The following is a 24,434-nucleotide window of genomic DNA, read 5'->3' as shown; positions in this document are numbered from 1 at the left end:
TCAGAAATATAATAGCATTTCAGGGTCTGCTTAAGCAATTCATAATCAGAAAAGGTCCTTGACCCTATTACGGCAACTTTCATAACTCGGGCGCCAATGGCGTATCTACATGCTATAGAATAGCCCCCGCTTCAGTTTTTCCTATCTCCGTTTTTCCTTCCCAGCTATGCTTCTGCTGAGAGAAGGCTATTCTGCTCTCCATAAGGTACGAAGTTAGGCTCGTAAAGATTAGGAAAAGCAGTGGAGAAACAGCTTTCTTCGCTCCTCTTGCAGCTGACTGTTGCCTGCGGTCTCTCCTCTCCCCTCCTTGGCTGCTTTTGCGGTTATGCCTACCCCTTTGCCCAACCCTCTGCCGCTGACTCCGTTAAGAAAAGTAGAGGGCGCAGCAAAAATAAAGTGAAGTTGACCAACGCTAATTCACCCATACGATGAAGGCACGAGAAGAGCATGATAAAACCCTGCAGGGAATCCGTAAGACCATTGAAGAGCTAAAGGCACAAGCCCCCCCTCTTCCAGCAGGAGAAGATCGGAAAAGACCCCATTCATCTTCCCCCTCTCCTGCAGTGTCAAAAGCTGACCAGCACCTGGAGGAAAAAACCATCCCTGTGGTAGAAGAGCGGCCATCTGTACGCAAGGAGCTGCAGCAAACCGGCAGCATTCGCTTTCGCAAGCGGGTACACGAAGAAGACATAACGGTAGAGGACAGCACAAGCCAGGAAGAGGTAAGCCTGCAACGCGTAGCGGTAACGCCCCGCTATGTGGATGATAATCCCCCTGCCCCCCGCCAGGAGGGCACTACAATCATCATTCCGGTTTTTGAGGAGGTGATCGAAAAACAACTCATCCTGGTGGAAGAGGTACGCATCACCCGCCATAAAAAACACGCCCACTCCTCCCACCCCCTTACCCTCAAAAAGGAAGAGGTACGCCTCAACAGGCAGCCCACTTCCGGTTCTTCAACCAAAGAGGATCCCGAAAAACGGGACCATTTGTAGAACCAAACTATTTTTTAAATTATGAGACATTCCGTAGTAGCCCTATTTGACAAGCCTGATCAGGCCCAAGATGCCGTACAGGCCCTGCTAAACCAGGGAATTAAACGAGAACATATTGACGTGCATGCCCGCCGGGCCTCGGCCGACAAGGACGATGACCACAGCAGCATCGGCAACTTTTTCCGCAACCTCTTTGGTAGCAGTGATGATGCCACCAACCATACCGAGGTGGCCCGCCGCAACTCGGTGGTAACCGTACATGCGCAGGACAAGCGCGAAGCCCAGCAAGCCGCTGCCATTCTGGACCAGTTCGGCGCCCTGGATGCCAACGAGCATGCCGCCCGCTACCGTTCCGGAAACCAGGCCGGAAGCCAGGGTACTGACAAGACCATCCCCATCATTGAAGAAAATGTGGAGGTAGGCAAAAAAGAAGTAACGACCGGGGGTGTGCGCCTGCGCAGCCGCATCATCGAAAAGCCTATTGAGGAAACCCTGCGCCTGCGCGAGGAACATGTGCACGTAGACCGCCGGCCGGTAGACCGCCCCGCCAGCCAGCGCGACTTCGATTCCTTTAAGGAAGGCAGCAGCAAAGTAGTGGAGCATGCCGAAGTACCGCTGGTTAATAAAGAATCACGTGTGGTGGAAGAAGTGCGGGTTGGCAAAGAAAGCAGCACCCACAAAGAAACCATTCATGAAACCGCCCGCAAAACCGATGTGGATGTCGATAAGATCAAGTCAGACAAGCATATCGACAGCAAGCGGGATCTTGACCGAGACAGAGGCAGAGACCTGTAGAAACATCTGATGAATTGAAAGGGTATTTATCCAAATGTAAAAGGCCGCTGCTGATCTATTCAGCAGCGGCCTTTTTTAGGTTTTGATATCCGCAAAAGCGCCTTCCAGCGCGCCTACTTATTCTGCCTACACATAATTGTTCAGCATCACCGGCATTACCAGCATCAGGATGTCTTCGTTCTCATCCTTGTCCCGCGGAATGAGCAGGCCGGCGCGGTTGGGTTTGCTCAGGTTCAGTTGCACATCGGTAGAGTCCAGGTTGTTGAGCATCTCGATGAGGAAGCGGGCATTGAAGCCGATCTCGATATCCTCGCCATCATGGTCGCAGCTTAGGCGCTCCATGGCTTCGTTGGAGAAGTCCAGGTCTTCGGCCGAGATCTGCAGCTCGTTGCCGGTGATCTTGAGGCGCACCTGGTGGGTGGTTTTGTTGGCATAAATGGCAATCCGCTTCAGGGAGCTCAGGAACTCCAGGCGGTTGATCACCATCTTGTTGTTGTTATCTACCGGAATTACATTCTCATAGTCGGGGAAACGCTCGTCGATCAGGCGACAGATCATCCGCACGTTGTTGAACTTGAAGAAAGCATTGGAGGCATTGAACTCTACCGTAACCGGGGTACTGCCAGAAGGCAGCGTGGTACGCAGCAGGTTCAGCGCCTTTTTGGGCAGAATGATGTTGTTGTCCATATCGGCGGCCACATCTACCCGGCGGTAGCGGATCAGACGGTGGCCGTCGGTGGCCACAAAAGTGGCGTTGGTATCGCGCAGCTGAATGTATACCCCCGTCATGGCCGGGCGCAGCTCGTCGTTGCTTACGGCAAAGAGCGTATTGGCTATGGCGTTCTGCAGCGTATCGGCCGGAATGTCTACCCCATAGGGATCGTTTACTTCGGGTGTACGCGGAAAATCAGTGGCATTCTCACCGGCCAGTTTGTAGCGGCCATTGTCGGATGAGATCTCGATGGTATAGGTTTCTTCATCAATGCTGAAGGTAACCGGCTGCTCGGGCAAATTCTTAAGGGTATCCATCAGGATGCGGGCCGGCACGGCAATGTTGCCACTTTCCCGGGCTTCCACCTCCATTTCGGTGATCATGCTGGTTTGCAGGTCGGAAGCTGTTACTCTCAGCGCCCCCTCGTTGATCTCAAACAGAAAGTTCTCCAGAATGGGAACTACCGGATTAGAGGTAATTACCCCGCTGATGGCCGATAACTGCTTAAGAAGGGCGGAAGAAGAAACGATAAACTTCATATCTGGTGAAGGGGATTGTAAGATTTTGCGGCCTAAAGTTAAAAAAAATAGCTAAGCTGCTACCCTCTTGCTACACAAGATAACGCCTTTTTTCGGAATAGATTTCCGGCCGGCAGATTAGCCGGCATAATCCTTCCGGATTTCTCAGACCAGCGCCGCTACAGCTGCCAATATCTCCACTAGTAGGCGTTTGTTGCTTACCCTGGCTTGCTTTTTCTCTGAGGGATACTGTAGTTAGGAAGCAATAGCTTTGCCAGGTCAGTGGAGTTCGGGGAACTCCATGATTTGTGTCACAGGTTCAGAGAACCTGCGACAGTCCGGGGATCAGCGCGCACCAGAGAATACCCATTTGCGCCTTACTCCAGCAGCAGATCCCGGCGGCGAATCAGCATGGCCTGGGCCAGGCGCTCGTCCAGCAGCACGGCTTCCTTCTGTCGGGGCAGGTAGCCCAGGCGGTAGCGGCGGCCGGGCAGCTGGGGATAGAGGTGCAGGCGCATGCCTTCCGAATTGCCCACCGTGCGCATATGAAAATGGGCCAGCGGAGGGGTTTGCAGCAGGCTGTCGTACAGGGGGTCTTCGCCGGGCGCCAGATAGCCGGCTACCTCAAGGGGCTCGTAGATCATCATGTACTGAAAGAGTACCGAGCTATCGGGCCGCACAATATCCTCCACCCCCAGCATGTTGTTGCGAAAGCGGATGCGCACATTCTGGCTGGTATCGGCCGGGTAGGCTACATCCAGGGCCTGAAAGTTCATACTGTTGAGGGTGGCCAGCATTTTGTTGCGCAGGTCCGTTTGCTTCAGGAAAAAGATGCTGCTGAAGTAGCTGGCATAGCCGGGCAGCTCCATCACATACGCCTGTCCGTTTCGGGCAAAATAAGAGATGCGTTCGGCCTCCCGCCCCCCTACCAGAAAGCGTTGATTTGGGTCGCCCTGCAGCTCCACCTCTACGCCCTGCTGCTCCAGCTGGCTCAGCACTTCCTCCTGCTGGCTGCGGGCTACGGGCCGGCGCACCTGCACCTGCCTGAGTACGCTCAGCAGCAGCCGCATCATGGAGGGGTCGGCGGCATAGTGCTCATTGAGTTGCCAGTGGCCCTGGCGCCGCTCCAGGCGCTGCACGGCCCCATCGGGCTGGCGCAGCACAATCAGATCAAGGGCCGCCGTGTCGGCAACCGCAAACAGGCTTTTCTCTATCTGGAGGCTGCTGGTGGGGCCTTTGCGGCCTACCAGTACGCCAAATACTGCAATCAGAACAATCAGGATGATGGCAAGCGCCCAGTTTTTTCGAGTCATGCTTCAGGAGGTTTAGAGAAGCGGGCGTATTTGCGTTTGCGCCAGAAGGCGTGCCCCACGCCCAGGGCCACCACCAGCAGCACCGGCACCAGCAGGTTCAGGCCCTGCCACCAGCTGCGCTCCCGCTCTACCCGCACGGGATCAAGCGGGCGGATGCTCACTTCCTTATTGCGGGCCATGATCAGCCCCCCTTCACTAGTCAGGTAGGCCAGCGCATTTTCGATGAATTCACCATTGGCAAAGATCTGCTGGGTAAAGGGGGCCGCGCCCAGCGGCAGAGCCTCCCGGGTGCGACGGTTTACTTCATTGAGCGGAAAATCCCCATCGGCCACCACTATGATTTTGCCCCCTGTCCATCGGCCTTAAAGCCCCGCTCCTCTACCCCCTCGGGCAGAAAGCGGTTTTTGTAGAGCGAGGTGAAGTTTCCTTCCAGCAGGTAGGCCACGGCCTGCGGGCCCGCATTGTAACTTTCCTGCCGTACATCGCGGCGCAAATCTTCAATATTCACCTGCACCGGGGCATTGAACAGGCGGCTGTAGGGGGAGGTAAAGATCAGGGGCGTTTTGCGAACCCCATCAGCTTTTACAGTATCCAGGCTGTTGACAAAGCGGGCATAGGTGGCATCCAGGTTGCGCACAATGGGGTGCGGCGCATAGTTGTTGAGCACCGGAAAAAAGGGCCAGCGCAGCATGCGCATCTGGGGCTGGTTGCCCATATTGCCCACCACCACCGGGTAGGCGCCCGAGCTCAGGTCCTGCACCAGGTTCTGGTTCAGGCGAAGGCCCCAGCGAAAGAGCAGGTCTTCCAGGCCCAGGGGCTGGGCCACGGCTATGGTCCCTCCAGACTGGGCAAGGCTGTCCATATTCACCCGTACGGCATCCATAAACACCAGCAGATTGCCCCCGCGCATCACATACTGATCCAGCAGAAAGAGCTGTTGTTCGGTATAGGTCCGGGTTGGGTTAGCAATGAGCAGGGTGGCGGGTTGCTGCTCGGCCAGCTGTTCGGGCCGCAGGTTTTGCAGGCTGTATTGCTCCTGCAGGGTCTGGCGGATGCTCTGCACCTGCAGGGAATCGGCCTCGCCCTGGCCCACCAGCCAGCCCAGCCGGGACTGGCCCTGCCGGGTAAGCTCCCGAATGGCGGAGGCCAGCTGGTATTCTACCCCTTCAATGGACTGGTTGAGCCGCTCTTCGGCAGGGGCAGCCATGTTACCCCTTAGCAGCATTACGCCCCGCTCCTGCCCGCCATAGCTCACCACTGCGCCGGGAAACACCAGCTTTTCGGTGCGCTTGCCCTCCTGGGTATCAAAGATATTGGTGGGTTGGATGCCCTTTTGGGCCAGGCTGCTGTAAAATTCGTTGCGGGCCTGCTGGCTTACGGCCGTAGTGGGGTCTATGAACGTATACTGAATATTGGCCCCGCCATAGGTCTGAAACTCTTCCAGTGTTTCGCGGATGCTGCGCTGCAGGCGCTTGAAGCCCGAGGGCACATCGCCCTGCAGGTACACATCCACATACACCACATCATCAAGCTCCTGCAGCAGCGCTTTGGTAGCGGGGGTAATGGTGTAGCGGCGGTCTTCGGTCAGGTCCAGCCGCACAAAATGGTCGGCGGCCCATACGTTGAGGATCAGCAGCAGCATAAGCCCGATGCCAAAGCGCAGCAGGCTTTCGATTTTTTTGGGGGTACCGCTATGGTGTGATTTGGGTATCTGCATGGGGGTTACCATTTACGGCTGCTCAGCACCAGTTTGGTCAGCATCAGCATCAGCAGGATCAGGCTGATGAAATAAAGAACATTGCGGGAATCGATCAGCCCCTTGCTGAGCGCTCCGTAGTGGTAGAGAATGCCCAGCTGCTGCACCACATAGCCGGTGCTGCCCAGCACATCCAGCGCCGCCAGGGAGCTAAAGCCGGTGTAGAGCAGAAAGCACAGAAAAAGGGCCACCAGAAAAGAAATAATCTGGTTTTCGGTAAGCGAAGAAGCAAATACCCCCACGGCCGCAAAGGAAGCTCCCAGCAGGAACAGGCCCAGGTAGGAGCCCGCCACCGCGGCCCCATCAATATTGCCCGGGGGGTTGCCCAGCTCGCTCAGGCTGTAATAATACAGCAGCGTAGGCAGCAGCGCCAGCAGGAGCAGAAACAAGCTGCTCAGGTATTTTCCCAGGATGATCTGCCAGTCGGTTAGGGGGCGGGTGTAAAGCAGCTCCAGAGTGCCGGCCTTTTTCTCTTCGGCAAAGGTGCGCATGGTAATGGCCGGCAGCAGAAACAGCAGCACATAGGGGCCAAAGGAAAAAAAGGTATCCAGATCGGCATAGCCGTAGTCCAGCACCGAGGTCTCGGGAAATACCCATACCAGCAGCCCTACCCCAATCAGAAACACACTCAGGACTATGTAGGCGATCAGGGAATTAAGAAAAGCGTTTACTTCTTTCAGAAAAACGTGTCTCATGCTTCGGAAGGTTGTTGTTGGGTAAGCTCCCGGAATACGTTTTCGAGTGAGTTCTCCTCCAGCCGCAGGCCCACCAGGGGCAGGTCGTTATCGGCGGCCAGGCGAAAGATGCGGGAACGCACCTGCAGATCGTCGGTGGTGTGGAGCAGGTACTGGCTGGCGCCGGCTTCTTCTACCTGACGAATGCCCTCCAGGCGGGCAAACAGCTCCGGATTGATGGGGGCCTCAAACTCCACCCGGATCAGGCGGCCTCCGGCAGGCTGTTGCTGCAGGCGGCTCACCGGACTATCGGCTACTACCCTGCCGCGGTTAATGATCACCACCCGCTGGCAAAGTGCCTGCACCTCCTGCATGATGTGGGTGCTGAACACCACTGTTTTGCGAGCGCTGATGGAGCGAATCACGCCCCGGATCTCTTCGATCTGGTTTGGGTCAAGGCCGGTGGTGGGCTCGTCCAGGATCAGCACCGAGGGGTCGTGCACCAGTGCCTGGGCCAGGCCTACGCGCTGGCGGTAGCCCTTGCTGAGCGCCTGTATCTTTTTGTTCTGCTCCCGCTCCAGGCCACAAAGAGCTACTACCTCCCCTACGCGCTGTTTTAGCCGCTTGCCGGATAATTTATGCACTGAGCCAATAAAGCGCAGGTACTCGTGCACATACATATCCAGATAAAGGGGGTTATGCTCGGGCAGGTAGCCCAGCTGCTGACGTACCCGCAAGGGGTGCTCCAGCACATCCAGTCCATTGATGCGCACCGTACCGGCGGTAGGGGGCAGGTAGCAGGTGGCAATTTTCATGGTGGTAGACTTGCCGGCGCCGTTTGGCCCCAAAAAGCCCACAATCTCCCCTTCTCCCACTGTAAACGATACATCGTTTACCGCCCACTGCTCACCATATTGTTTGTAAAGATTTTGTACTTCCAGCGACATGCAGCCTGTTTAACGCACCAAATATAACAAAATTATTATGGCTTAAGCGCTATTGGCACCGATCTCCACTTTCAGCAGGCAGCAGGCAAGGGCAAGTGCCGCACTACACCCCCTTCAGGGGGCAGACTGCACTACCAGCCCCTGTGGGCCTTTCAGCTAGCTGAAGCATTTGGTGAAATGCCGTGCACAAGAAAAGGGGTAACCGCATCTATTCGATACAACTACCCCCTTTAGTTCTTCAACTCAGTTCCTGTTTTACTGGACTGATCCAGCAGCCGCCACTCGTTTGGCCTTTAGCTCCTGAAAATGAAAATCGTCATTGGGCACCTCAAACTCCAGGCCGCTGATCTGCAGGTTATGGTCAAGCGTAAAATGGACCGTACCGAAGGAGAACCAGGCCTGGGGCTTATCCCAGCGAATCTCCCATACATTGCCATGCCAGTGGTGCAGGCTGGCCGCCAGATCGGGGCTGTGCTCAAAATGGAGTTTCAGCTGATCCCTCTCCAGCTTTACCTCTATGCTGCCATAGCTTTCGGCCACGTAGCGGCCGGCATAGGCCTGCAGGGCATGGGTGGGTTGTATGGCCGGCTGGCGCTTGCTTTTGATGTCGGCAATATGGGTATCTGCCTTTTCCCACTGCCTGGTACGCTCCAGCAGGTAGGCCGACCAGTCTTTGCCCTTGATGCCCAGCAGCACTTCCAGTGTATAATGATTGACAGCCATAAAGGGGCTTCTGGTGCCGTTGGTGAGTACCACTACCCCTATGCCCTCATCGGGCAGCAGGGCAATAGACGAGAGCATGCCATCGTAGCCGCCGGTGTGGCCTACCCGCAGGCGGCCATGAAAATCACTCAGGTCCCAGCCCAGGCCATAGCCCCTGAAGTTCTGGTTGAGGTCATTTTTGCTGGTATGATCCACCACAAAATTGTTATGCGGGGTCCAGAGCAGGTTTCGGGAATTTTTCTGCAGCAGGGTATCTCCCTTCCAGATGCCCCCGTTCAGGTTAAAGAGCATCCAGTTGGCAATGTCATTGGTGCTGGAGATAAGCCCCCCGGTAGCCGCAACGGCATCCCAGTTTACCCAGGGAATGGGCACTGTTTCTCCCTCTATGACTGCATGGGGGGTGGCCACATTTCCCTTTGCCTCCAGCTGGCTGATGGAGGGAATGGTGCGCTGCATGCCCAGGGGATCAAGCAGGCGTTCCTGCACATTCTGGCTCCAGCTTTTGCCGGTCACTTTGGCAATTACCTCTCCGGCGGTAATGTACATCACGTTAGAGTACCCATACCCGGCTCTGAAATCATACGCCTTTGGCAGGTACTGCAGCCGTTTAATGATGTCTTCGGGGCTTAGTTCAGACTTGTACCAGATCAGATCACCACTAAAGGTGCCCAGGCCTACCCGGTGGCTCAGCAAATCCCGTATGGTAACCTCCTGGCTGGTGTAGGGATCGTAGAGCTCAAAGTAGGGCAGGTACTGCTTTACCTTATCATTCCAGTTGAGCTTGCCTTCCTGCACCAGCTGGGCAATCATAGCCGAAGTAAAGGCTTTAGAATTGGAAGCAATGGCATAAAGGGTATTGCCATCGGGCCGTTCGATTTTACCCACTTCCTTTACGCCATACCCCTTGCTAAAGATCAGCTGGCCGTCTTTTACAATACCCACCGTCATGCCGGGCCACCCCCCAGTCTTTGACCACCTGTTCGTAATAGCGATCGAGTTTTTTGAGATCGGGCTTGGGGGAGTTGCCCTGCCCCTGTACCTGCAGGCAGCAGAGGGGGAGCAACAAAAGTACTAGCAGTAGTCGTTTCATGAGCCTGTTTACGAGTTGATAAAGGGATTAGGGTACTACAGCCAGACAACTTAACTAGTGGAGCGTGCAGCAAAACACCGCTAACAAAGAGCTGCTGGTGAAGTGCCTAAAACTATAAAAAAAAAGCCTGCGAATCACTACCTGCCTAAACATCAATACCGGCGCCGCAGTCAGTTGGGCATAAAGGGGTATACTCTCAATATTCCTCCAAATCGCACAATACAAAATAAAAGGATGCTATACCCGGATGCTCTTCCAGCTGCCCCGCCTGAACAACCACCAGCTCACAATGGCATGCAGCGAATGGCAGATGGCGATGGCGATAAAGATTCCGGTAGCGGCAAAATCAAGTGTAATGGCCAACAGGTAAGCCAGCGGTATTTCAATGAGCCAGAGCACCACAATGTTGATGTAGGCCGGCGTACGGGTATCCCCTGCCCCGTTAAAGGCCTGCACCATAACCATGCCCAGGCCAAAGAACACATAGCCCAACGTAATGATGCGAAGCGCTTTGGACGCAATAGCGATCACTTCAGGTTCTGAGATGAACAGGGCTGCCAGGTACTCGCCAAATAAGAGAAACAGCACCGTTACACCCCCCAGAAAAACCACATTATACCGGGCAGTAAGCCATACTGAAAGCTCTGCGCGTCTGGCTTTGCCGGCACCCAGGTTCTGGCCCACTAGGGTAGCCGCTGCACCTGATAAGCCCCAGGCCGGCAGCAGCGCAAACACGATCACCCGAAAAGCAATGGTGTAGCCGGCCAGGGCATTACTGCCAAACTCGGCAATGAGCCGGGTTAGAAAGATCCAGCTGGCCGAATCGATCAGAAACTGGCCCATACCCCCGGCCGATACCCTAAGGATGCGCAGAATCACCCGATAGCTTACCACCAGATTGTGCCGCAGCACCCTAAGCTGGTGTTTTCCATTGAAGAGGTGGTAAAGCTGGTATACCACCCCTATGCTTCTGCCAGTGGTGGTAGCCCAGGCGGCACCTTCAAGCCCAAGTCCCTCCCAGCTGCCCAGACCAAAGATCAGCAGGGGGTCCAGCAGGATATTGGCCCCATTGGCGATCCAGAGTGCCCGCATGGCCAGGTGCGGCTGGCCTGCCCCCCTAAAGGCACCATTGATCAGAAACAGCAGGATAATGGCCAGGTTGCCGGCAAAGATAATGCGGGCATAGGCAGTGCCCGCAGCAACTACCGCTGCATCGGCCCCCATGAACGACAGGATCTGCGGGGCGTAGACCGCCGCCACAACTCCAATGAGCAGTGACAGCACACCGCCGGTCAGCAACAGCTGAAAGGTTAGGCTGCCCGCCTCCCGGAAATTCTTCTCCCCAAACCGGCGGGAGATCATGGCGGTGGCTGCCATGCTTACGCCCATGCCCACCGAGTAAATGATCATCAGCACCGACTCTGTCAGGCCTACAGTGGCCAGCGCTACGGGTCCCAGCCTGCCGACAAAGAAGATATCGACAATGGCAAACAGGGATTCCATGAGCATTTCCAGAATCATGGGGATGGCCAGCAGCACAATGGCCTGCCGGATGCCCAGGGTTGTATAGTCCTGCTCCACCCCCTTGATGGATAGCCAGACCAGTTTAAAAAAATTGTGCATGGAGCGCATAAGAGCAAAAATAGTTTTTTTCTCTTCCGAGCGGCATAAACCGGCAAAGGTTTACAGCAGATTGGCCAGATTCTTTTTGGTAACCGCTGCCAGAACAGACCCCGGGCATTTGCTTCTAAGCATTGATTAATGCGCTATTTTCTAGTATATTTAATAAACAGGATTTTTTCACCATTCTGCTTACGCATATGCTGGTACACCATGCTTTTCTGAAAGGGCTGATATTGGCTGTTCTTGGGCTTGTTCTGCTTGCTACTGCTCAGGCTCAGGCTCCAAAAAAAATTAAAGTAACGCCTGTCAGAGGCCAGGTGAATAAAGAGGTGCTGAATAAAGCTTACTTATACCCCCAATTTACCAGCGGCAAGGCATTTTTAGTAGAGGGTAATTATACCCAAAGCAAGTTCAACTACAATCTGCTAACTGGCCAGATAGAGTTTATCAGCGCTGCCAATGACACCCTGGCGCTGGATGAGCTGCACAAGATCAAATCAATTGTAATTGGAGACGATACCTACATGTACTACCACAAAGGAAGCAGCGAGGTATTGCTTAAACTGGTTGAGCGCCTGAGCGACCTCCAACTGCTAAAGGAAGAAAAATATGAACTAACCAATGTGCGAAACAAAGGAGCCTTTGGCATGGACTATAATTCACTATCAAATACCAGCACCAGTGACTACTATGCAGAAGGTACCCTACAGGAACTAAGCCCCAATGCCAGCCTGGAATTTACCATAAAACAATCGCTTTATTTCTCAGACCGCAACAATCGCTTTTATCCGGCAAAGAAATCAAGTGTGCTACGGGCATTCTCTTCGCACAAATCTGCCATTGCAGAGTATATGAAACAGCAAGAGGTAGATTATGATGATGAAGCGAGTGTGAAGACCCTACTCCAATACTGCCAGCAACTGCAGCAGGGGCATTAGACCAGCCTTTTTCTTGCTGCTTCCACACCCCTGCTGATAATCCCTTTTCGAATAGTTGCTTTATTACATTTTAGGCCATCTGCATATCGGGAAAATAACGCTCCCGAAGCTGGGCGAAGTGGTGTTTCTGGTGCCCGGCGATGATGTAGGCAAGCGCCCGCACACTTACCTTGTAGCGGTTGGCAATGCCGGTGCGGTTCAGGCTGCCTTCATCAAAGCTGGCAAACAGGCAGATGCTGGACTTGCGCACCAACTGAAGCTCTTCCCGCAGTTCCTGAAGGCTGCGGTAGTCTACATTGGCCATCTCTGCGTAGCCATCCTGGTTAAAGCCGGGAATCTCCCGCTGGTCACCGCGGGCAAAGGTGAGCGCCCTATAGGCCATGATGCGCTCGGTATCAATAATGTGCTGGATCATCTCTTTAACGGACCATTTGTCCTCGGCATAGCGAAAATCGGCCCGGCCTTCCGGCAGCAGCGGCATAAAATGATGGATCTCCTCATAGGATCTTTCCAGGGCCAGAATGGCTTCCTCCTCTTTTACACGCGCTACATAGGATTGATAAAAGGGTGCATATTCAGTTTCGGCTGGTCGCATACTAGTCTTCGGTTTGGGTGGCTACTAAAGCTTCGATAAGGGCTGTAAGCTTGGGCTCTGCCTGAGCCGCCGCTGCCAGCACCTTTTCCAGGGTTACATGTTCTACCCCTTCGGGGGTACCCATATCCGTAATAACGGATACAGCAAAAACCGGCAGGTTCATGTGCCGGGCTACCAGCGCTTCAGGTACGGTAGACATGCCCACGGCATCGGCGCCGATAATGCGCAGGTAGCGGTATTCGGCCGGCGTCTCCAGGTTAGGTCCTGTTACGCTCGCATATACGCCCTTACGAAGGGGAAATCCAAGGGTTTCCGCCAGCTGACCGGCCTGCTCCAAAAGGGTTTCATCGTAGGGCTTGTACATGTCGGGAAAGCGCGGACCGAAGTCATTCATGTTGGGGCCCCGCAGGGGGTTTTCGGGCAGCAGGTTAATGTGGTCGTTCAGCGCCATCAGGTCGGACAGCTGGTAGTCCGGATTAAGGCCGCCGGCTGCATTGCTGATAAACAGTTTGCGGATGCCCAGCAGCTTCATGACCCGCACCGGCAGGGTAATCTGCTGCATGCTGTAGCCCTCATAATAATGGAAGCGCCCTTGCATCACCACCACCGGCTTACCGCCCAGCTGGCCAAAGATCAGGTAGCCCTGATGGCTCTCGACGGTGGCTGCCGGAAAGTGGGGAATGTCGGTATAGGGGATGCGGTGCTGAATGCTTACTTTATTGACCAGCTGTCCCAGGCCGGTACCCAGGATAATGCCTATATGAGGGGTTGCATCGGTAATGCGGCGTATGGCGGCTACGGCCTCGTGTATCTGTGTTTGCATGTATGGTGGTATTCTTTAAAAATCGCTACAAAGGAGGCAGCTTAGCTACTGCAGAAAAATGACTTTTATCATTGGAGAAGCCCAACTTTCCGCAAGGCGTTCGTTTCCATTCGGCCTCCCCCTGCTTTCTCTCCCCCTTGCGCTTTCAAATACAAAAATAATCCCTCTATTTGCAAGTACTCAGCCAGCGACTCCTTTTACAGCCCCTTAAAAAGACTACACGCCATGATTGAAATTGTTTGCGGCACCAACCGGCCGGGCTCTGTATCGGCTACTATTGCAGAAATTTATGCAGACCTGCTACGCCAGCGGGGCCAGAGCTGCGAGATTGTAGACCTCAGCGCACTGCCTGCCGACTTTACCGTATCGGCCCTCTATGACAATGCCGGCGCCAATGAAGCCTTTAACCGGCTGGCCAACCGCCTGCGGCAGGTACAGAAAATGGTCTTTATTGTGCCGGAATACAACAATTCTTTTCCTGGTGTGCTCAAAGCCTTTATTGATGGCATGGACTACCCCAGCCCCTTTAAGGGAAAAAAATGTGCCCTGGTAGGCGTATCTTCCGGGGTGCAGGGCGGCGGTATGGCCATGAGCCACCTGACGGATATCTTCAATTACCTGGGCATGCATGTGCTGGCCCAAAAACCCCGCCTGGCCCAGATTGAAAAAAATCTGGAGGGCGACAGGCTTACCAACGCTCTCTACCAGCAGCTGCTGGAGGAGCAGGTAGAGAGCTTATTGGTATACTGAACGCTGCGCAATAGCAATCTGCGTCTTGAGCAGCCAGGTTCCTGCAGCTTCTCCCCATTTGCTGTAAAGCCTTCATGTCCATAGAAAGCCTGCAAAAAAAAGCCCCGCCGATCATTGACCTGCGGGGCTTTCTGGTATAACAATTAAACAAACACGATCACTAGTCTACATTATCATGCAGAAACTTGTTGTTTCCAAGGATCTGGTTCTCATCGTTCAGGTTGTAACGGGAAATGTTCTTTTCTGAGGAGTGGGGTACTTCCTTCAGCCGAACATTCTTGCGCAGATAGGCTGGCACATCCAGCAGGCCTTTTAATTCCTCAGGCTCGCCCAGGTTGGTGGCAGGGCGCAGGTTCTTGATATTGCGCACCCGGTCCTTGGCTTTGTCCATCAGCGCCTGACGCTTCATGCGCAGTTCTTCTTCCCGAATCAGGTCCTCATCTACCCACTCATCCTGCTCATTATCCGTCTCATCCTGGTGTGTGAAGAATTCAAATGGCACCTGCTGCACGGGCTCGGGCTGTGGCTCGGGCCGTGGTGAAGCAGCTACAGGCTTTTCAAAGGCATAGCCCTTGTTAGTGGTTTCTGGCTCCCGCTCTGGCTGAGGCTGCGGTTGCGGGGCCTGAAAAAAAGCATTCTGCTTATTTTCGATGGTTTTGTTCGATTCCAGGTCAATCACCCGCTTATTTTCCACATAGGGGGCGTTGCTGGAAATGGGCTCTTCTTCTGAAATAAAGCCGGTGGCAATTACGGTTACGCGGATGTTCTCACCCAGCTCAGGATCTACCCCATGGCCGAAGATCATCTCTGCATCTTCGCCGGCTTTTTCCTGAATGTACTCGGTGATCTCGGTAAGCTCGTCCATCTGCAGCTCGGCTTCTTCTCCGGAAATAATGGAGAGCAGGATCTTCTGCGCACCATGGATATTGCGGCTGTTGAGCAGCGGCGAGGAGATGGCTTCTTCGGCGGCGCGGCGGGCACGGTTCTCCCCTTTGGCCAGTGAAGAGCCCATCACGGCAGCACCGCTGTCTTTCATAACGGTCTTAACGTCTTCAAAGTCCACGTTCACATAGCCAGGCACGGTAATGATCTCGGCTATGCCCTTGGCGGCAGTGGTCAGGATGTTATCGGCTTCGGCAAAGGCCTCCCGGATGGGCAGGTTGCCGTAAATTTCCCGCAGCTTGTCGTTCAGGATGACAATTACGGTATCGCAGTTTTCTTTCAGCAGGTTAATGCCACTGGCCGCCTGGGCCAGCTTTTTCTTGCCTTCCCAGGCAAAAGGCAGGGTTACAATGCCTACGGTAAGGATGCCCAGCTCCTTGGCTACACGGGCCAGCTCAGGGGCTGCACCAGTTCCTGTTCCACCCCCCATTCCGGCGGTGATGAACACCATTTTGGTATCCTTGCTCAGCAGGTCCCGTACTTCTTCCTTGCTTTCAATGGCGGCATTCTTTCCTTTTTCAGGATTGGCGCCGGCTCCCAGGCCTTCGGTAAGGTTGGTACCGATCTGCAGGCGGTTGGGAATGGGGCTGCTCTTGAGGGCCTGTGAGTCGGTATTCACCACCACAAACTCCACATCGCGGATGCCCTGGTTGTACATATGATTTACGGCATTGCTGCCGCCGCCGCCTACGCCAATCACTTTAATGATAGAACGCTGATGGGTAGGTAGTTCAAATTGGTATTTATTCTCCGGCATGATCGTTCTCGTTTAGCGTTAGTACTGGTCCTGGTCTTCCATATCATCAATCAGCAGGTTGCGGGTACGATCCAGAATGTTCTTGAAAAACCCACCTGATGCTTTTTCTTTCTCTTTCCTTACCTGACGAGAGGTGTTGTTGGTATGCGGGCGACGCTCGTTGTACATATTTTCGCGGTCGTCGATCGCCTTAAAGCCCGTCAGCACCAAGCCTACCGAGGTAGCGTACATCGGACTTTTTACTAGTTCAATCTTGCTTTTGCCCAGGTGCTCATTGGGGTAGCCAATGCGTGCATCCATGCCTATCATGTACTCAAACAGCTGGCGAATGCCCATCAGCTGCGAGCCACCACCGGTGATCACAATACCCCCTGCCAGGCGCCCGTCATAGCCGCTGGCAATGATCTCGGCATGCACCAGCTCTACAATCTCTTCCATGCGCGCCTCAATGATGTGCGAGAGGTTGCGGATGGAGATTTCCTTGGGCGGACGGTTGCGCAGCCCGGGTATGGAAACGATCTCATTTTCGCTGGCCTCTTCGGAAATGGCGCGGCCAAACTTAGTCTTGAGCAGCTCGGCCTGGTGTTGCATGACCATGCAGCCCTGCTTGATGTCGGAGGTTATGATGTTGCCGCCAAAGGGGATCACCGCTGTATGGCGAATGATGTTGTCATGGAAGATGGCAATGTCGGTAGTACCGCCACCAATGTCCACCAGACATACCCCGGCTTCTTTTTCCTCATCGCTGAGTACGGCCAGCGAGCTGGCCAGGGGTTCCAAAATCAGGTTTTCAATTTCCAGGTTGGCCCGGCGAACGCACTTGTTGATGTTGTTAATGGCGTTGGTCTGAGCGGTAATAATGTGAAAATCAGCCTCCAGTTTTACGCCCGACATGCCCACCGGATCCTTGATGCCCTCTTCATAATCCACCGTATAGCTCTGGGGCATTACGTGGATGATCTCACTGCCCGGCGGAATTACGATCCGGTACATGTCATTGGTGAGCCGATTGATATCTTCTACCGTGATCTCATCATCCGCTGAGTTGCGGGTGATGCTGCCATGGTGGATGGAACTTTTGATGTGCTGACCGGCAATGCCTACATTTACAACCCGGATATCAATACCGGATTGCTCCTCTGCCTCGGCTATGGCCTTTTGAATGCCAATAACGGTCTTGTCGATGTTGGTCACAATTCCCCGAACAACACCGTCTGAAACAGCCTTGCCCATCCCCATCACCTCGAGTTTGCCATACTCGTTTCTGCGTCCTACGATTACGCAGATCTTAGTGGTGCCTATGTCTAAGCCTACAACGATTTTATCTTCCTGCATGCCTGCGCTTGTTTATTCACAAACTATTTGATTCCCAAATTTTAAGCTTACCCGTTCATAGCTTCCCCAGCCCTCTGCAGGGAGTATGCGGGTATAAAAAATCTTCAATTTTTCAAATTTCGCTTCAATGTCGTCGGCCTTGCCGAACTCTACAACCTGCCGGGTTACCTGCGGATAAAGACGTATGTCTCCCGTCCGGTCTATGTTAACCTCTGCAATCTGTGCCTTCCAAAAAGGATCATTATCAATAAAAAGTAACAACGCTAATAACTGCTGCCCATAGGGGGTTTCGTTAAGGTTGTTGAGCCACAACTGCCGGTTATACTCGCCGCTTACCACTACCACCCGGGCTGTGTATTTGTCTGAAAGCGGCAAAACCTGACCCTCGTTGCTGATGTATGCGCCGGGGGCGTCTGGCCGCAAAATGCGGGCTATTGGCTTGTTCTGGGTGAGACGAACGAACAGGTTGCCCTGAAAGTCGGTCGAAACCTCAGTGTTTCTTACAAACTTATGATTCTTCAGTCGATTTTCAAGAACTTTAAGGCTTAAGTTTTCTACAGCTGCGCCAACTATTTTTTGCTCTCCTCCATCTGACAGCAGCCTGAGCACATCGCCTTCGTCCAGAAAATAATTATTGATTTGGTTATCAATTGTGACCACTACCTTACGTACGCTGCGCTGATCACTGCGCAGGCTTACCCAGCTGATGCTAAACAGGAGAATGCCTATAACAAACCCCCAGGGTAATATACGTAAAATCTTTTTCTTATCCATTCTACCTGCTGTGCTCCTTCTGCTCCAATATGCGTTTTAGATCGGGTATAAGTCGGTCAATATCACCCGCTCCAACCGTTAGTAATACATCAAAATCACCTGCTTCTACCAATGCTTTAACCTCCTGCAGCTTTACCAGCTGCTTCTCTTTCGCAGTCAGCAAGTTATAGATGATGTGTGATTCTATTCCTTCAAGTGGTTCCTCACGGGCCGGATATATATTTGTAAGAATTACCTCGTCTGCAAGGCTTAGTGCCTGGGCAAATCCGGCATGAAAATCACGGGTTCTGGTATATAAATGAGGCTGAAAAATAACTGAAATTTTTTTTCCGGGATAGAGCGCCCGCACCGAAGTCAGAAAGGCACGGATCTCCTCGGGGTGGTGGGCATAGTCATCGATGAGCACCCGTTCTGCTCCCTTGTACACCAGCTCAAAGCGGCGCTTAACACCCCGGTAGCTTTTAAGGGCCCGCCGGATGGCCTCCGGCCCTACCCCTACCGACAGCGCCACCGAGATGGCGGCTACGGCATTCTCCACATTATGAAAGCCGGGAATGCCCAGCTCCAGGTTGCGCAGCTCATGGCCCAGCCCCTGGTAGTGAAAATAGAAAGCGCCCTCTGCTACCCATACCTGGCTGGCCTGGCAGTCGGCCTGCTCCAGCCCATAGCGCAGCAGGCGAACCCCCTCCCCTGCGGCCTGCAGTAGCGAGGCATCGCAGCGGGTGTTGATAAAGGCAGTACCCCCGGGCAGCACTTTGCCCACAAACTGCCGGAAAGCTTCTACCACCGCATCAGCCTCGCCATAAATATCCAGGTGGTCGGCATCGGTGGCGGTTACCACAGCCAGCTCGGGCTCCAGCCACAGAAACGAGCGGTCAAACTCATCGGCCTCGGCCACCACAATGGGGTCTTCGGGCCCCTCGTGCAAAATCAGGTTGCTGCCATAATTGGCGGCGATGCCCCCCAGAAAAGCCGAACAGGGGGTGCCGGAATCCTTCAGCAGGTGGGCGATCATGGAAGAAGTGGTGGTTTTGCCATGGGTGCCCGCTACCGCCGCCGTATGGTGGCTGTGGGTAAGCATGCCCAGCACCTCGGCTCTTTTCTTGATGGTGTAGCCCTGCTCCTTTAGCCAGTTGAGCTGCGCATGCCGGGCCGGTACGGCCGGCGTTAGGATCACCAGGGTATGCGCCTTATCTTCCTTTACCGCTGCGGGCAGGGCCTCCAGGCTATCTTCAAATCCTATGGCAATGCCTTCGCTCTGCAGAGCTTCGGTCAGGGGGGTAGGCGTACGGTCATAGCCCGCTACCTGGTACCCGTTTGTGCGGAACCAGCGGGCCAGGGCGCTCATGCCAATGCCGCCTACGCCTAAAAAGTAGATGATATGGTAGTCCTTTATGCTCACTTGATCAGGCCCAGTATTTCGTTGGCAATATGTTCTGCTGCCTGTGGTCTGGCCAGCCGGCTGATGTTCCGGCTCAGCTCCTGCTGCTGTGCTGCATCCTGCAGCAGGCGCAGGGCCTCGGGTACCAGCTCCTCTGGGGCCTGCGCATCGCGCACCAGCAGGGCGGCTCCCTCCTGCACCAGGTTCCGGGCATTTTTGGTCTGGTGATCTTCGGCCACATTGGGCGAGGGCACCAGAATGCTGGGCTTGGCGGCCAGGCACAACTCGGATATGCTCAGGGCCCCGGCCCGGGAGATCACCACATCGGCGGCACCGTAGGCCAGGGGCATTTCTTTGATAAAGGGCATGATCCGGAGCAGCTCTCCCTGCTGATGCTTTGTTGCTTCATACAGGGTATCATAGTAAAACTTGCCGGTTTGCCAGATCACCTGCACCCCCTGCTCCAGCAGCTGATCAAGGCCTTTTTGAATGCTTTTGTTGAGGGTGCGTGCTCCCAGGCTACCCCCTATGATCAGCAGTGTTTTGCGCTCCGGGCGTAGCCCAAAGTGTTTCAGGCCCTGTGCTTTCAGGTGGCGCGCCTCCAGAATATCGCGGCGCACCGGGTTACCGGTAAACACCAGCTTTTGGGCCGGAAAGTAGGCCTCCAGACCGGGATAGGCCACACAGATTTTCTGCACATAGCGGGCCAGCAGCTTGTTGGTAAGGCCTGCATAGCCGTTTTGCTCCTGCAGCAGGGCAGGCACCCCCTGTCGAGTAGCGGCAAACACCAGCGGACCGCTGGCATAGCCCCCTACCCCCACCACGGCATGGGGCTTGAAGTTCTTCACCAGCTTGGTAGCCCTGGCCACCGAGCTGATCACCTTAAGGGGAAAGGCCAGGTTATCCAGGGTCAGGTGGCGCTGCAGGCCACTGATCCAGAGACCCTCTATTTTGTAGCCTGCCTCGGGCACCTTCTGCATTTCCATGCGGCCCTGGGCACCTACAAAGAGAATTTCGGTATCTGGATGGAGATGGCGCAGCGCATCGGCAATGGCAATAGCCGGATAGATATGACCGCCGGTGCCGCCGCCACTGATAATGATGCGATATGGTTTAGAAGGAGCGATAGCGTAACAAATTTTACCTATTAATGTACAGCTATTTGCCTGTTTTCAGGAAATCTGCACTTAAATTATTTATCCACATTCCCCTTAGGCTGATTTGGCATAATTCCCCACCTCTTTGGGCTCTTCGATCTGAGCCTCGCTTCTGCCCCGGCTTACACTCAGGATGATGCCCAGCGCCAATCCGTTGAACAAGAGCGAGGTACCCCCCATGCTGATCATGGGCAGCGGCTGACCGGTTACGGGCAGAAGGCCCACCGATACCCCCATGTTCACAAAGGCTTGCAGCACCAGCGCAAAGGCCAGCCCGGCTGAGAGGAGCCCTCCAAAGGCCCGCTCGCTTTGGGAGACCAGCCGCATGCCCCGGTAGAGTAGCGCCAGGTACAGAAACAGGACGGTGATGCCCCCGAAAAGGCCGTATTCTTCTATGATAATGGCGTAAATAAAGTCGGAATAGGGGTGCGGCAGCAGATTTTTGCGCTCGCTATTGCCCGGTCCCTTGCCGGCAATGCCCCCTGTGGAGACGGCTATAAACGACTGCTCAGCCTGATAGGAGAGCTGGTCGGGATCCATATAATCCTCTACCCGGCTGATTACCGTACCCAGGCGCTGGCCCAGAGCCAGGGCTGTTCCGCCCAGCAACACCCCCACAAAGACCAGCAGAAAAATATACTTAAGCGGTACCCGGCCTACAAACATCAGCAGCAGGCAGGTAACCAGCAGCAGCACGGCTGTGGAGAAGTTGGAGAGGGCAATAAGCCCGCAGATCACCCCTACCCACAGGATCATGGGAAAGAAGGATTTCTTAAAATCATCGATGTTCATCTGCCGCTTGCTGAGCATGGCCGCCAGGTTGGCAATAAGGGCCAGCTTGGCAAGGTCGGAGGGCTGAAAGGTCTTGTTGATCAGGGGGATCTCGATCCAGCGGCTGGCCTCGTTGATGTTGGAGCCAAAGAAATAGGCGTACAGCAGCAGCGGGATGGGAGCAGCATGGCCACCCGGGACAAGCGGCTGTAGTAGCGGTAGTCTACCTTATGAGCGAGCCACATGGCGCCAAGGCTCAGGATCATAAGCAGCGAGTGGTTGATGAGGTATTGCTCTACCTCCACATCCCGCTTATAGGCCAGCGAGCCCGTAGCGCTGTATACGACCAGTATACTGATCACCGACAGGCCAAACACCACCATCCAGATCACCGGATCGCCCATCAGGTTGCGCTGCATCCACAGTTTTATGCTTTCCATCGTCATATGCCCTCCTCCTTATTACTGCTCGTTGTATAACCCCATTACCTGCCTGCGAAACTGATCGCCCCTGTCGATGTAGTTTCGAAAAAGATCAAAACTGGCACAGGCCGGCGACAACAGTACCACATCACCTGCCTGGGCAGCGGCGGCGGCCGCCTGCACCGCTTCTTCCATGCTCCCCGTTTGGAACAGCATCGGTACCACCCCCTCAAAAGCCTGCTGCAGCTTGCTAGTATCTACCCCCAGGCACACCAGTGCTTTTACCCGCTCCTGCACCAGGGGCAGGAGCTGGCTGTAGTCATTTCCTTTATCGGTACCCCCTGCTATCCAGACAATGGGCCGCTGCATGGCATCCAGCGCATACCAGGCCGAATCCACATTGGTGGCTTTGGAATCGTTGATCCAGGCCACCCCTTTTATTTCAGCGATCGGCTCCAGACGGTGCGGTGCATTCTGGAAGCTGCGCAGCCCCCGGCTGATGGCTTGTTCCGATACCCCTGCCCTGTACGCCGCCAGCACCGCACAGGCGGTATTGATGTAATTGTGTTTTCCCTGCAGTACCATATCGGCATACAGGAAAAGGGTATCCCGTACAGGTCCCTTGATGCGGATCCACTCAGCCTCCAGCATCGCCGCCGCCTCGGGCCGTCCGGCTGCCGCTACAGGAAGCAGCTGCGCCTTTACGCCTCTCCCCTCCAGTGCCTGGCGGATCACCGGATCTTCGGCATAGTAGATAAACGCCTCCTCCTGGCCCATGTGCTGCACCAGCTGCATTTTGGAGGCGATGTAGTTTTCAAATTTGTAGTCGTAGCGGTCCAGATGGTCGGGCGTAATGTTGGTGAGGATACCCGTATGGGGTGCAAAGCCCGGCATACCATCCAGCTGATAGGAGCTCACCTCCAGTACCAGCCAGTCGAACTGTTCACCCTCAGCCAGCTGGGCGGCCAGGCTGCGGCCCACATTGCCGCCCAGGCCTACGTTCAGCCCCCCTTCTTTGAGCAGGTGATAGAGCAAGAGGGTAGTGGTGGTTTTGCCGTTGGTGCCGGTAATGGCCAGCACCTTTGCAGCGGTATGCCGCAGGGCAAAGGAAAGCTCATCGATCACGGGTACCCCCCTTTGACGCAGCTGCTGTACCAGCGGGGCTGTGTCAGGAATTCCCGGGCTTTTGATCACCAGGGCCGCCTGCAGAATCAAGTCTTCGCTATGGTGCCCCTCCTCCTCAAAGGGAATCCCCTTTTCCACCAGCTGTTGCCGGTAGGCATCGCCCAGTTTCCCCTTATCCGACAGAAAAACAGCCCAGCCCATACGGGCTGCCAGCAGCGCAGCTCCGGTGCCGCTTTCGCCACCGCCCAAAACCACCACCTGTTCCCGTTTGCCCATAGCCTAGCGCAGTTTAAGGGTTGCCAGGGTAATGATGGCCAGCAGAATGCCCACAATCCAGAAGCGGGTTACGATCTTGCTTTCGTGGTAGTCCATCTTCTGGTAATGGTGGTGCAGGGGCGACATCTTAAAGATGCGCCGCCCCTCGCCGTATTTCTTTTTGGTGTATTTAAAATAGCTCACCTGCAACATGACCGACAGGTTTTCGATCAGGAAAATGCCGCAGAGTACCGGAATGAGCCATTCCTTGCGCAGCGAGAAGGCCAGTACGGCAATGATGCCGCCCAGCGAAAGGCTGCCGGTATCACCCATGAATACCTGAGCCGGATAGGCATTGAACCACAAAAAGCCAATGCAGGCCCCCACAAAGGCCGAGCAGAACACCACCAGCTCACCCGTATTGGGGATGTACATGATGTTGAGGTAGTCGGAAAAGATAACGTTGCCGGATACATAGGCAAAAATAGCCAGGGTAAGCCCGATAATGGCCGAGACCCCGGCTGCCAGCCCATCGATACCATCGGTAATGTTGGCGCCATTGGATACCGCCGTTACAATAAAGATCACCACCAGCACATACACCACCCAGGTATAGTCGCGCAGGCCCTGGGGCAGCAGGTTGGCGTAGTCAAATTCGTTTTGCTTCACAAAGGGGATGGTGGCAGAGGTGCTTTTCACATCCTGATAAGGGGTAAGCTCGGTAATGGGTTCGGCCAGTTCCTCGTCCACTTCAATCTCCAGCCGGTCGCCTACCAGAAACTGGCGCACTACCACGTCGTTGTGAAAGTAGAGCGTAAGGCCCACAATCAGGCCCAGACCTACCTGCCCTACAATCTTGAAGCGGCCCGCCAGGCCCTCCTTGTTCTTACGGAATACCTTGATGTAATCGTCCATAAAGCCGATAAAGCCCAGCCAGAGGGTGGCTACCAGCATCAGGATCACATAAATATTATCGAGCTGGGCAAACAGCAGGGTGGGGATTACAATGGCGGCTATAATGATAATGCCCCCCATGGTAGGGGTTCCCTTTTTTTCGATCTGCCCCTGAAGGCCCAGGTTGCGGACAATCTCGCCAATCTGGCGCTTTTGCAGGTAGCGGATGATCTTTTTTCCGATCAGCAGGCTGATGATCAGCGACAGGAAGGCGGCACTGCCGGCCCGGAACGAAATGTACTGAAACACCTGCGCACCTAGGAAATCATATTCTCGTTCTAGAAAATCAAAGATATAGTACAGCATCGG

At 54.6% G+C, this 24,434-nt stretch carries 22 protein-coding genes and 1 pseudogene; 4 read left to right on the top strand and 19 right to left on the bottom strand.

The window, feature by feature from the left end; genetic code table 11:
* The first annotated feature begins 428 nt into the window (after positions 1 to 428).
* Both ADICEAN_RS06335 and ADICEAN_RS06330 read left to right on the top strand, forming a co-directional pair.
* Positions 429 to 995 carry a YsnF/AvaK domain-containing protein gene (locus tag ADICEAN_RS06335; protein ID WP_009194731.1) on the top strand — a complete coding sequence of 189 codons (567 nt, stop codon included), beginning with the start codon at positions 429 to 431 and terminating at the stop codon, positions 993 to 995.
* A gap of 21 nt (positions 996 to 1,016) precedes the next feature.
* On the top strand, positions 1,017 to 1,790 hold the full coding sequence (locus tag ADICEAN_RS06330) for a YsnF/AvaK domain-containing protein (RefSeq protein WP_009194730.1): 774 nt from the start codon (positions 1,017 to 1,019) through the stop codon (positions 1,788 to 1,790).
* Positions 1,791 to 1,916: 126 nt separating this feature from the next.
* On the opposite strand, the gene dnaN is transcribed toward ADICEAN_RS06330, so the two are convergent.
* The 9 genes from dnaN to ADICEAN_RS06295 form a co-directional block, all read right to left on the bottom strand.
* Positions 1,917 to 3,041 (bottom strand): DNA polymerase III subunit beta, encoded by a 1,125-nt coding sequence (dnaN, locus tag ADICEAN_RS06325; protein ID WP_009194729.1) that lies wholly within the window; start codon positions 3,039 to 3,041, stop codon positions 1,917 to 1,919.
* A gap of 356 nt (positions 3,042 to 3,397) precedes the next feature.
* On the bottom strand, positions 3,398 to 4,333 hold the full coding sequence (locus ADICEAN_RS22585) for a hypothetical protein (RefSeq protein WP_009194728.1): 936 nt from the start codon (positions 4,331 to 4,333) through the stop codon (positions 3,398 to 3,400).
* Positions 4,330 to 4,665 (bottom strand): hypothetical protein, encoded by a 336-nt coding sequence (locus ADICEAN_RS23175; RefSeq protein WP_236612872.1) that lies wholly within the window; start codon positions 4,663 to 4,665, stop codon positions 4,330 to 4,332. The genes ADICEAN_RS22585 and ADICEAN_RS23175 overlap by 4 nt, the downstream gene beginning before the upstream one ends.
* 2 nt (positions 4,666 to 4,667) lie before the next feature.
* Positions 4,668 to 6,050, bottom strand: a complete 1,383-nt coding sequence (gene gldG / locus ADICEAN_RS06315) for a gliding motility-associated ABC transporter substrate-binding protein GldG (RefSeq protein ID WP_236612871.1) — start codon at positions 6,048 to 6,050, stop codon at positions 4,668 to 4,670.
* A gap of 5 nt (positions 6,051 to 6,055) precedes the next feature.
* Positions 6,056 to 6,784, bottom strand: a complete 729-nt coding sequence (gldF, locus tag ADICEAN_RS06310) for a gliding motility-associated ABC transporter permease subunit GldF (RefSeq protein WP_009194725.1) — start codon at positions 6,782 to 6,784, stop codon at positions 6,056 to 6,058.
* Entirely contained in the window at positions 6,781 to 7,710 is a 930-nt protein-coding gene (gene gldA / locus ADICEAN_RS06305) for a gliding motility-associated ABC transporter ATP-binding subunit GldA (RefSeq protein ID WP_009194724.1), read from the bottom strand. The genes gldF and gldA overlap by 4 nt, the downstream gene beginning before the upstream one ends.
* Before the next feature lie 255 nt (positions 7,711 to 7,965).
* A complete protein-coding gene (locus ADICEAN_RS06300; RefSeq protein WP_009194723.1) occupies positions 7,966 to 9,381 on the bottom strand; it encodes a serine hydrolase in 1,416 nt (471 codons plus the stop codon).
* Positions 9,341 to 9,523, bottom strand: coding sequence for a hypothetical protein (locus ADICEAN_RS22285; protein WP_009194722.1), 183 nt, complete (start codon positions 9,521 to 9,523; stop codon positions 9,341 to 9,343). Before ADICEAN_RS22285 ends, ADICEAN_RS06300 begins: the two co-directional genes overlap by 41 nt.
* A gap of 237 nt (positions 9,524 to 9,760) precedes the next feature.
* Positions 9,761 to 11,155: an MATE family efflux transporter gene (locus tag ADICEAN_RS06295; RefSeq protein ID WP_009194721.1), complete on the bottom strand. Its 1,395-nt coding sequence runs from the start codon at positions 11,153 to 11,155 to the stop codon at positions 9,761 to 9,763.
* A gap of 308 nt (positions 11,156 to 11,463) precedes the next feature.
* Between ADICEAN_RS06295 and ADICEAN_RS06290 the strand changes: the two genes are divergently transcribed.
* On the top strand, positions 11,464 to 12,084 hold the full coding sequence (locus tag ADICEAN_RS06290; RefSeq protein ID WP_152426332.1) for a hypothetical protein: 621 nt from the start codon (positions 11,464 to 11,466) through the stop codon (positions 12,082 to 12,084).
* A gap of 70 nt (positions 12,085 to 12,154) precedes the next feature.
* Here ADICEAN_RS06290 and ADICEAN_RS06285 read toward each other — a convergent pair whose 3' ends face one another.
* Both ADICEAN_RS06285 and ADICEAN_RS06280 read right to left on the bottom strand, forming a co-directional pair.
* Entirely contained in the window at positions 12,155 to 12,679 is a 525-nt protein-coding gene (locus ADICEAN_RS06285; RefSeq protein WP_009194719.1) for a DinB family protein, read from the bottom strand.
* 1 nt (position 12,680) lies between these two features.
* Positions 12,681 to 13,502 (bottom strand): purine-nucleoside phosphorylase, encoded by an 822-nt coding sequence (locus ADICEAN_RS06280; protein WP_009194718.1) that lies wholly within the window; start codon positions 13,500 to 13,502, stop codon positions 12,681 to 12,683.
* A 225-nt stretch (positions 13,503 to 13,727) separates the two neighbouring features.
* On the opposite strand from ADICEAN_RS06280, the gene ADICEAN_RS06275 reads away from it, so the two are divergent.
* Complete coding sequence (locus ADICEAN_RS06275) at positions 13,728 to 14,252, top strand: NADPH-dependent FMN reductase (protein WP_009194717.1); 525 nt, start codon at positions 13,728 to 13,730, stop codon at positions 14,250 to 14,252.
* Positions 14,253 to 14,412: 160 nt separating this feature from the next.
* On the opposite strand, the gene ftsZ is transcribed toward ADICEAN_RS06275, so the two are convergent.
* The 8 genes and pseudogenes from ftsZ to mraY all read right to left on the bottom strand — a co-directional run bounded on the left by ftsZ (position 14,413) and on the right by mraY (position 24,431).
* Positions 14,413 to 15,951 (bottom strand): cell division protein FtsZ, encoded by a 1,539-nt coding sequence (gene ftsZ, locus ADICEAN_RS06270; protein ID WP_009194716.1) that lies wholly within the window; start codon positions 15,949 to 15,951, stop codon positions 14,413 to 14,415.
* Between the two features lie 18 nt (positions 15,952 to 15,969).
* Complete coding sequence (gene ftsA / locus ADICEAN_RS06265) at positions 15,970 to 17,286, bottom strand: cell division protein FtsA (RefSeq protein ID WP_009194715.1); 1,317 nt, start codon at positions 17,284 to 17,286, stop codon at positions 15,970 to 15,972.
* Between the two features lie 12 nt (positions 17,287 to 17,298).
* Positions 17,299 to 18,060: a cell division protein FtsQ/DivIB gene (locus ADICEAN_RS06260; protein WP_009194714.1), complete on the bottom strand. Its 762-nt coding sequence runs from the start codon at positions 18,058 to 18,060 to the stop codon at positions 17,299 to 17,301.
* 1 nt (position 18,061) lies between these two features.
* Positions 18,062 to 19,462: a UDP-N-acetylmuramate--L-alanine ligase gene (gene murC / locus ADICEAN_RS06255; protein ID WP_009194713.1), complete on the bottom strand. Its 1,401-nt coding sequence runs from the start codon at positions 19,460 to 19,462 to the stop codon at positions 18,062 to 18,064.
* Complete coding sequence (gene murG / locus ADICEAN_RS06250) at positions 19,459 to 20,568, bottom strand: undecaprenyldiphospho-muramoylpentapeptide beta-N-acetylglucosaminyltransferase (protein ID WP_040396379.1); 1,110 nt, start codon at positions 20,566 to 20,568, stop codon at positions 19,459 to 19,461. The genes murC and murG overlap by 4 nt, the downstream gene beginning before the upstream one ends.
* A gap of 84 nt (positions 20,569 to 20,652) precedes the next feature.
* A pseudogene (locus tag ADICEAN_RS06245) lies at positions 20,653 to 21,809 on the bottom strand (FtsW/RodA/SpoVE family cell cycle protein).
* A gap of 21 nt (positions 21,810 to 21,830) precedes the next feature.
* The gene (gene murD / locus ADICEAN_RS06240; protein WP_009194709.1) at positions 21,831 to 23,192 is read right to left on the bottom strand and encodes a UDP-N-acetylmuramoyl-L-alanine--D-glutamate ligase; all 1,362 of its coding nucleotides are present in this window, start codon (positions 23,190 to 23,192) and stop codon (positions 21,831 to 21,833) included.
* A 3-nt stretch (positions 23,193 to 23,195) separates the two neighbouring features.
* Positions 23,196 to 24,431 (bottom strand): phospho-N-acetylmuramoyl-pentapeptide-transferase, encoded by a 1,236-nt coding sequence (gene mraY, locus ADICEAN_RS06235; protein WP_009194708.1) that lies wholly within the window; start codon positions 24,429 to 24,431, stop codon positions 23,196 to 23,198.
* Between the last annotated feature and the right edge of the window lie 3 nt (positions 24,432 to 24,434).

The sequence above is a fragment of the Cesiribacter andamanensis AMV16 genome, assembly GCF_000348925.1.
Classification (GTDB): domain Bacteria; phylum Bacteroidota; class Bacteroidia; order Cytophagales; family Cyclobacteriaceae; genus Cesiribacter; species Cesiribacter andamanensis.
Note: the sequence above shows the minus strand (reverse complement) of the source record. Positions and strands in the feature narration are given on the sequence as shown.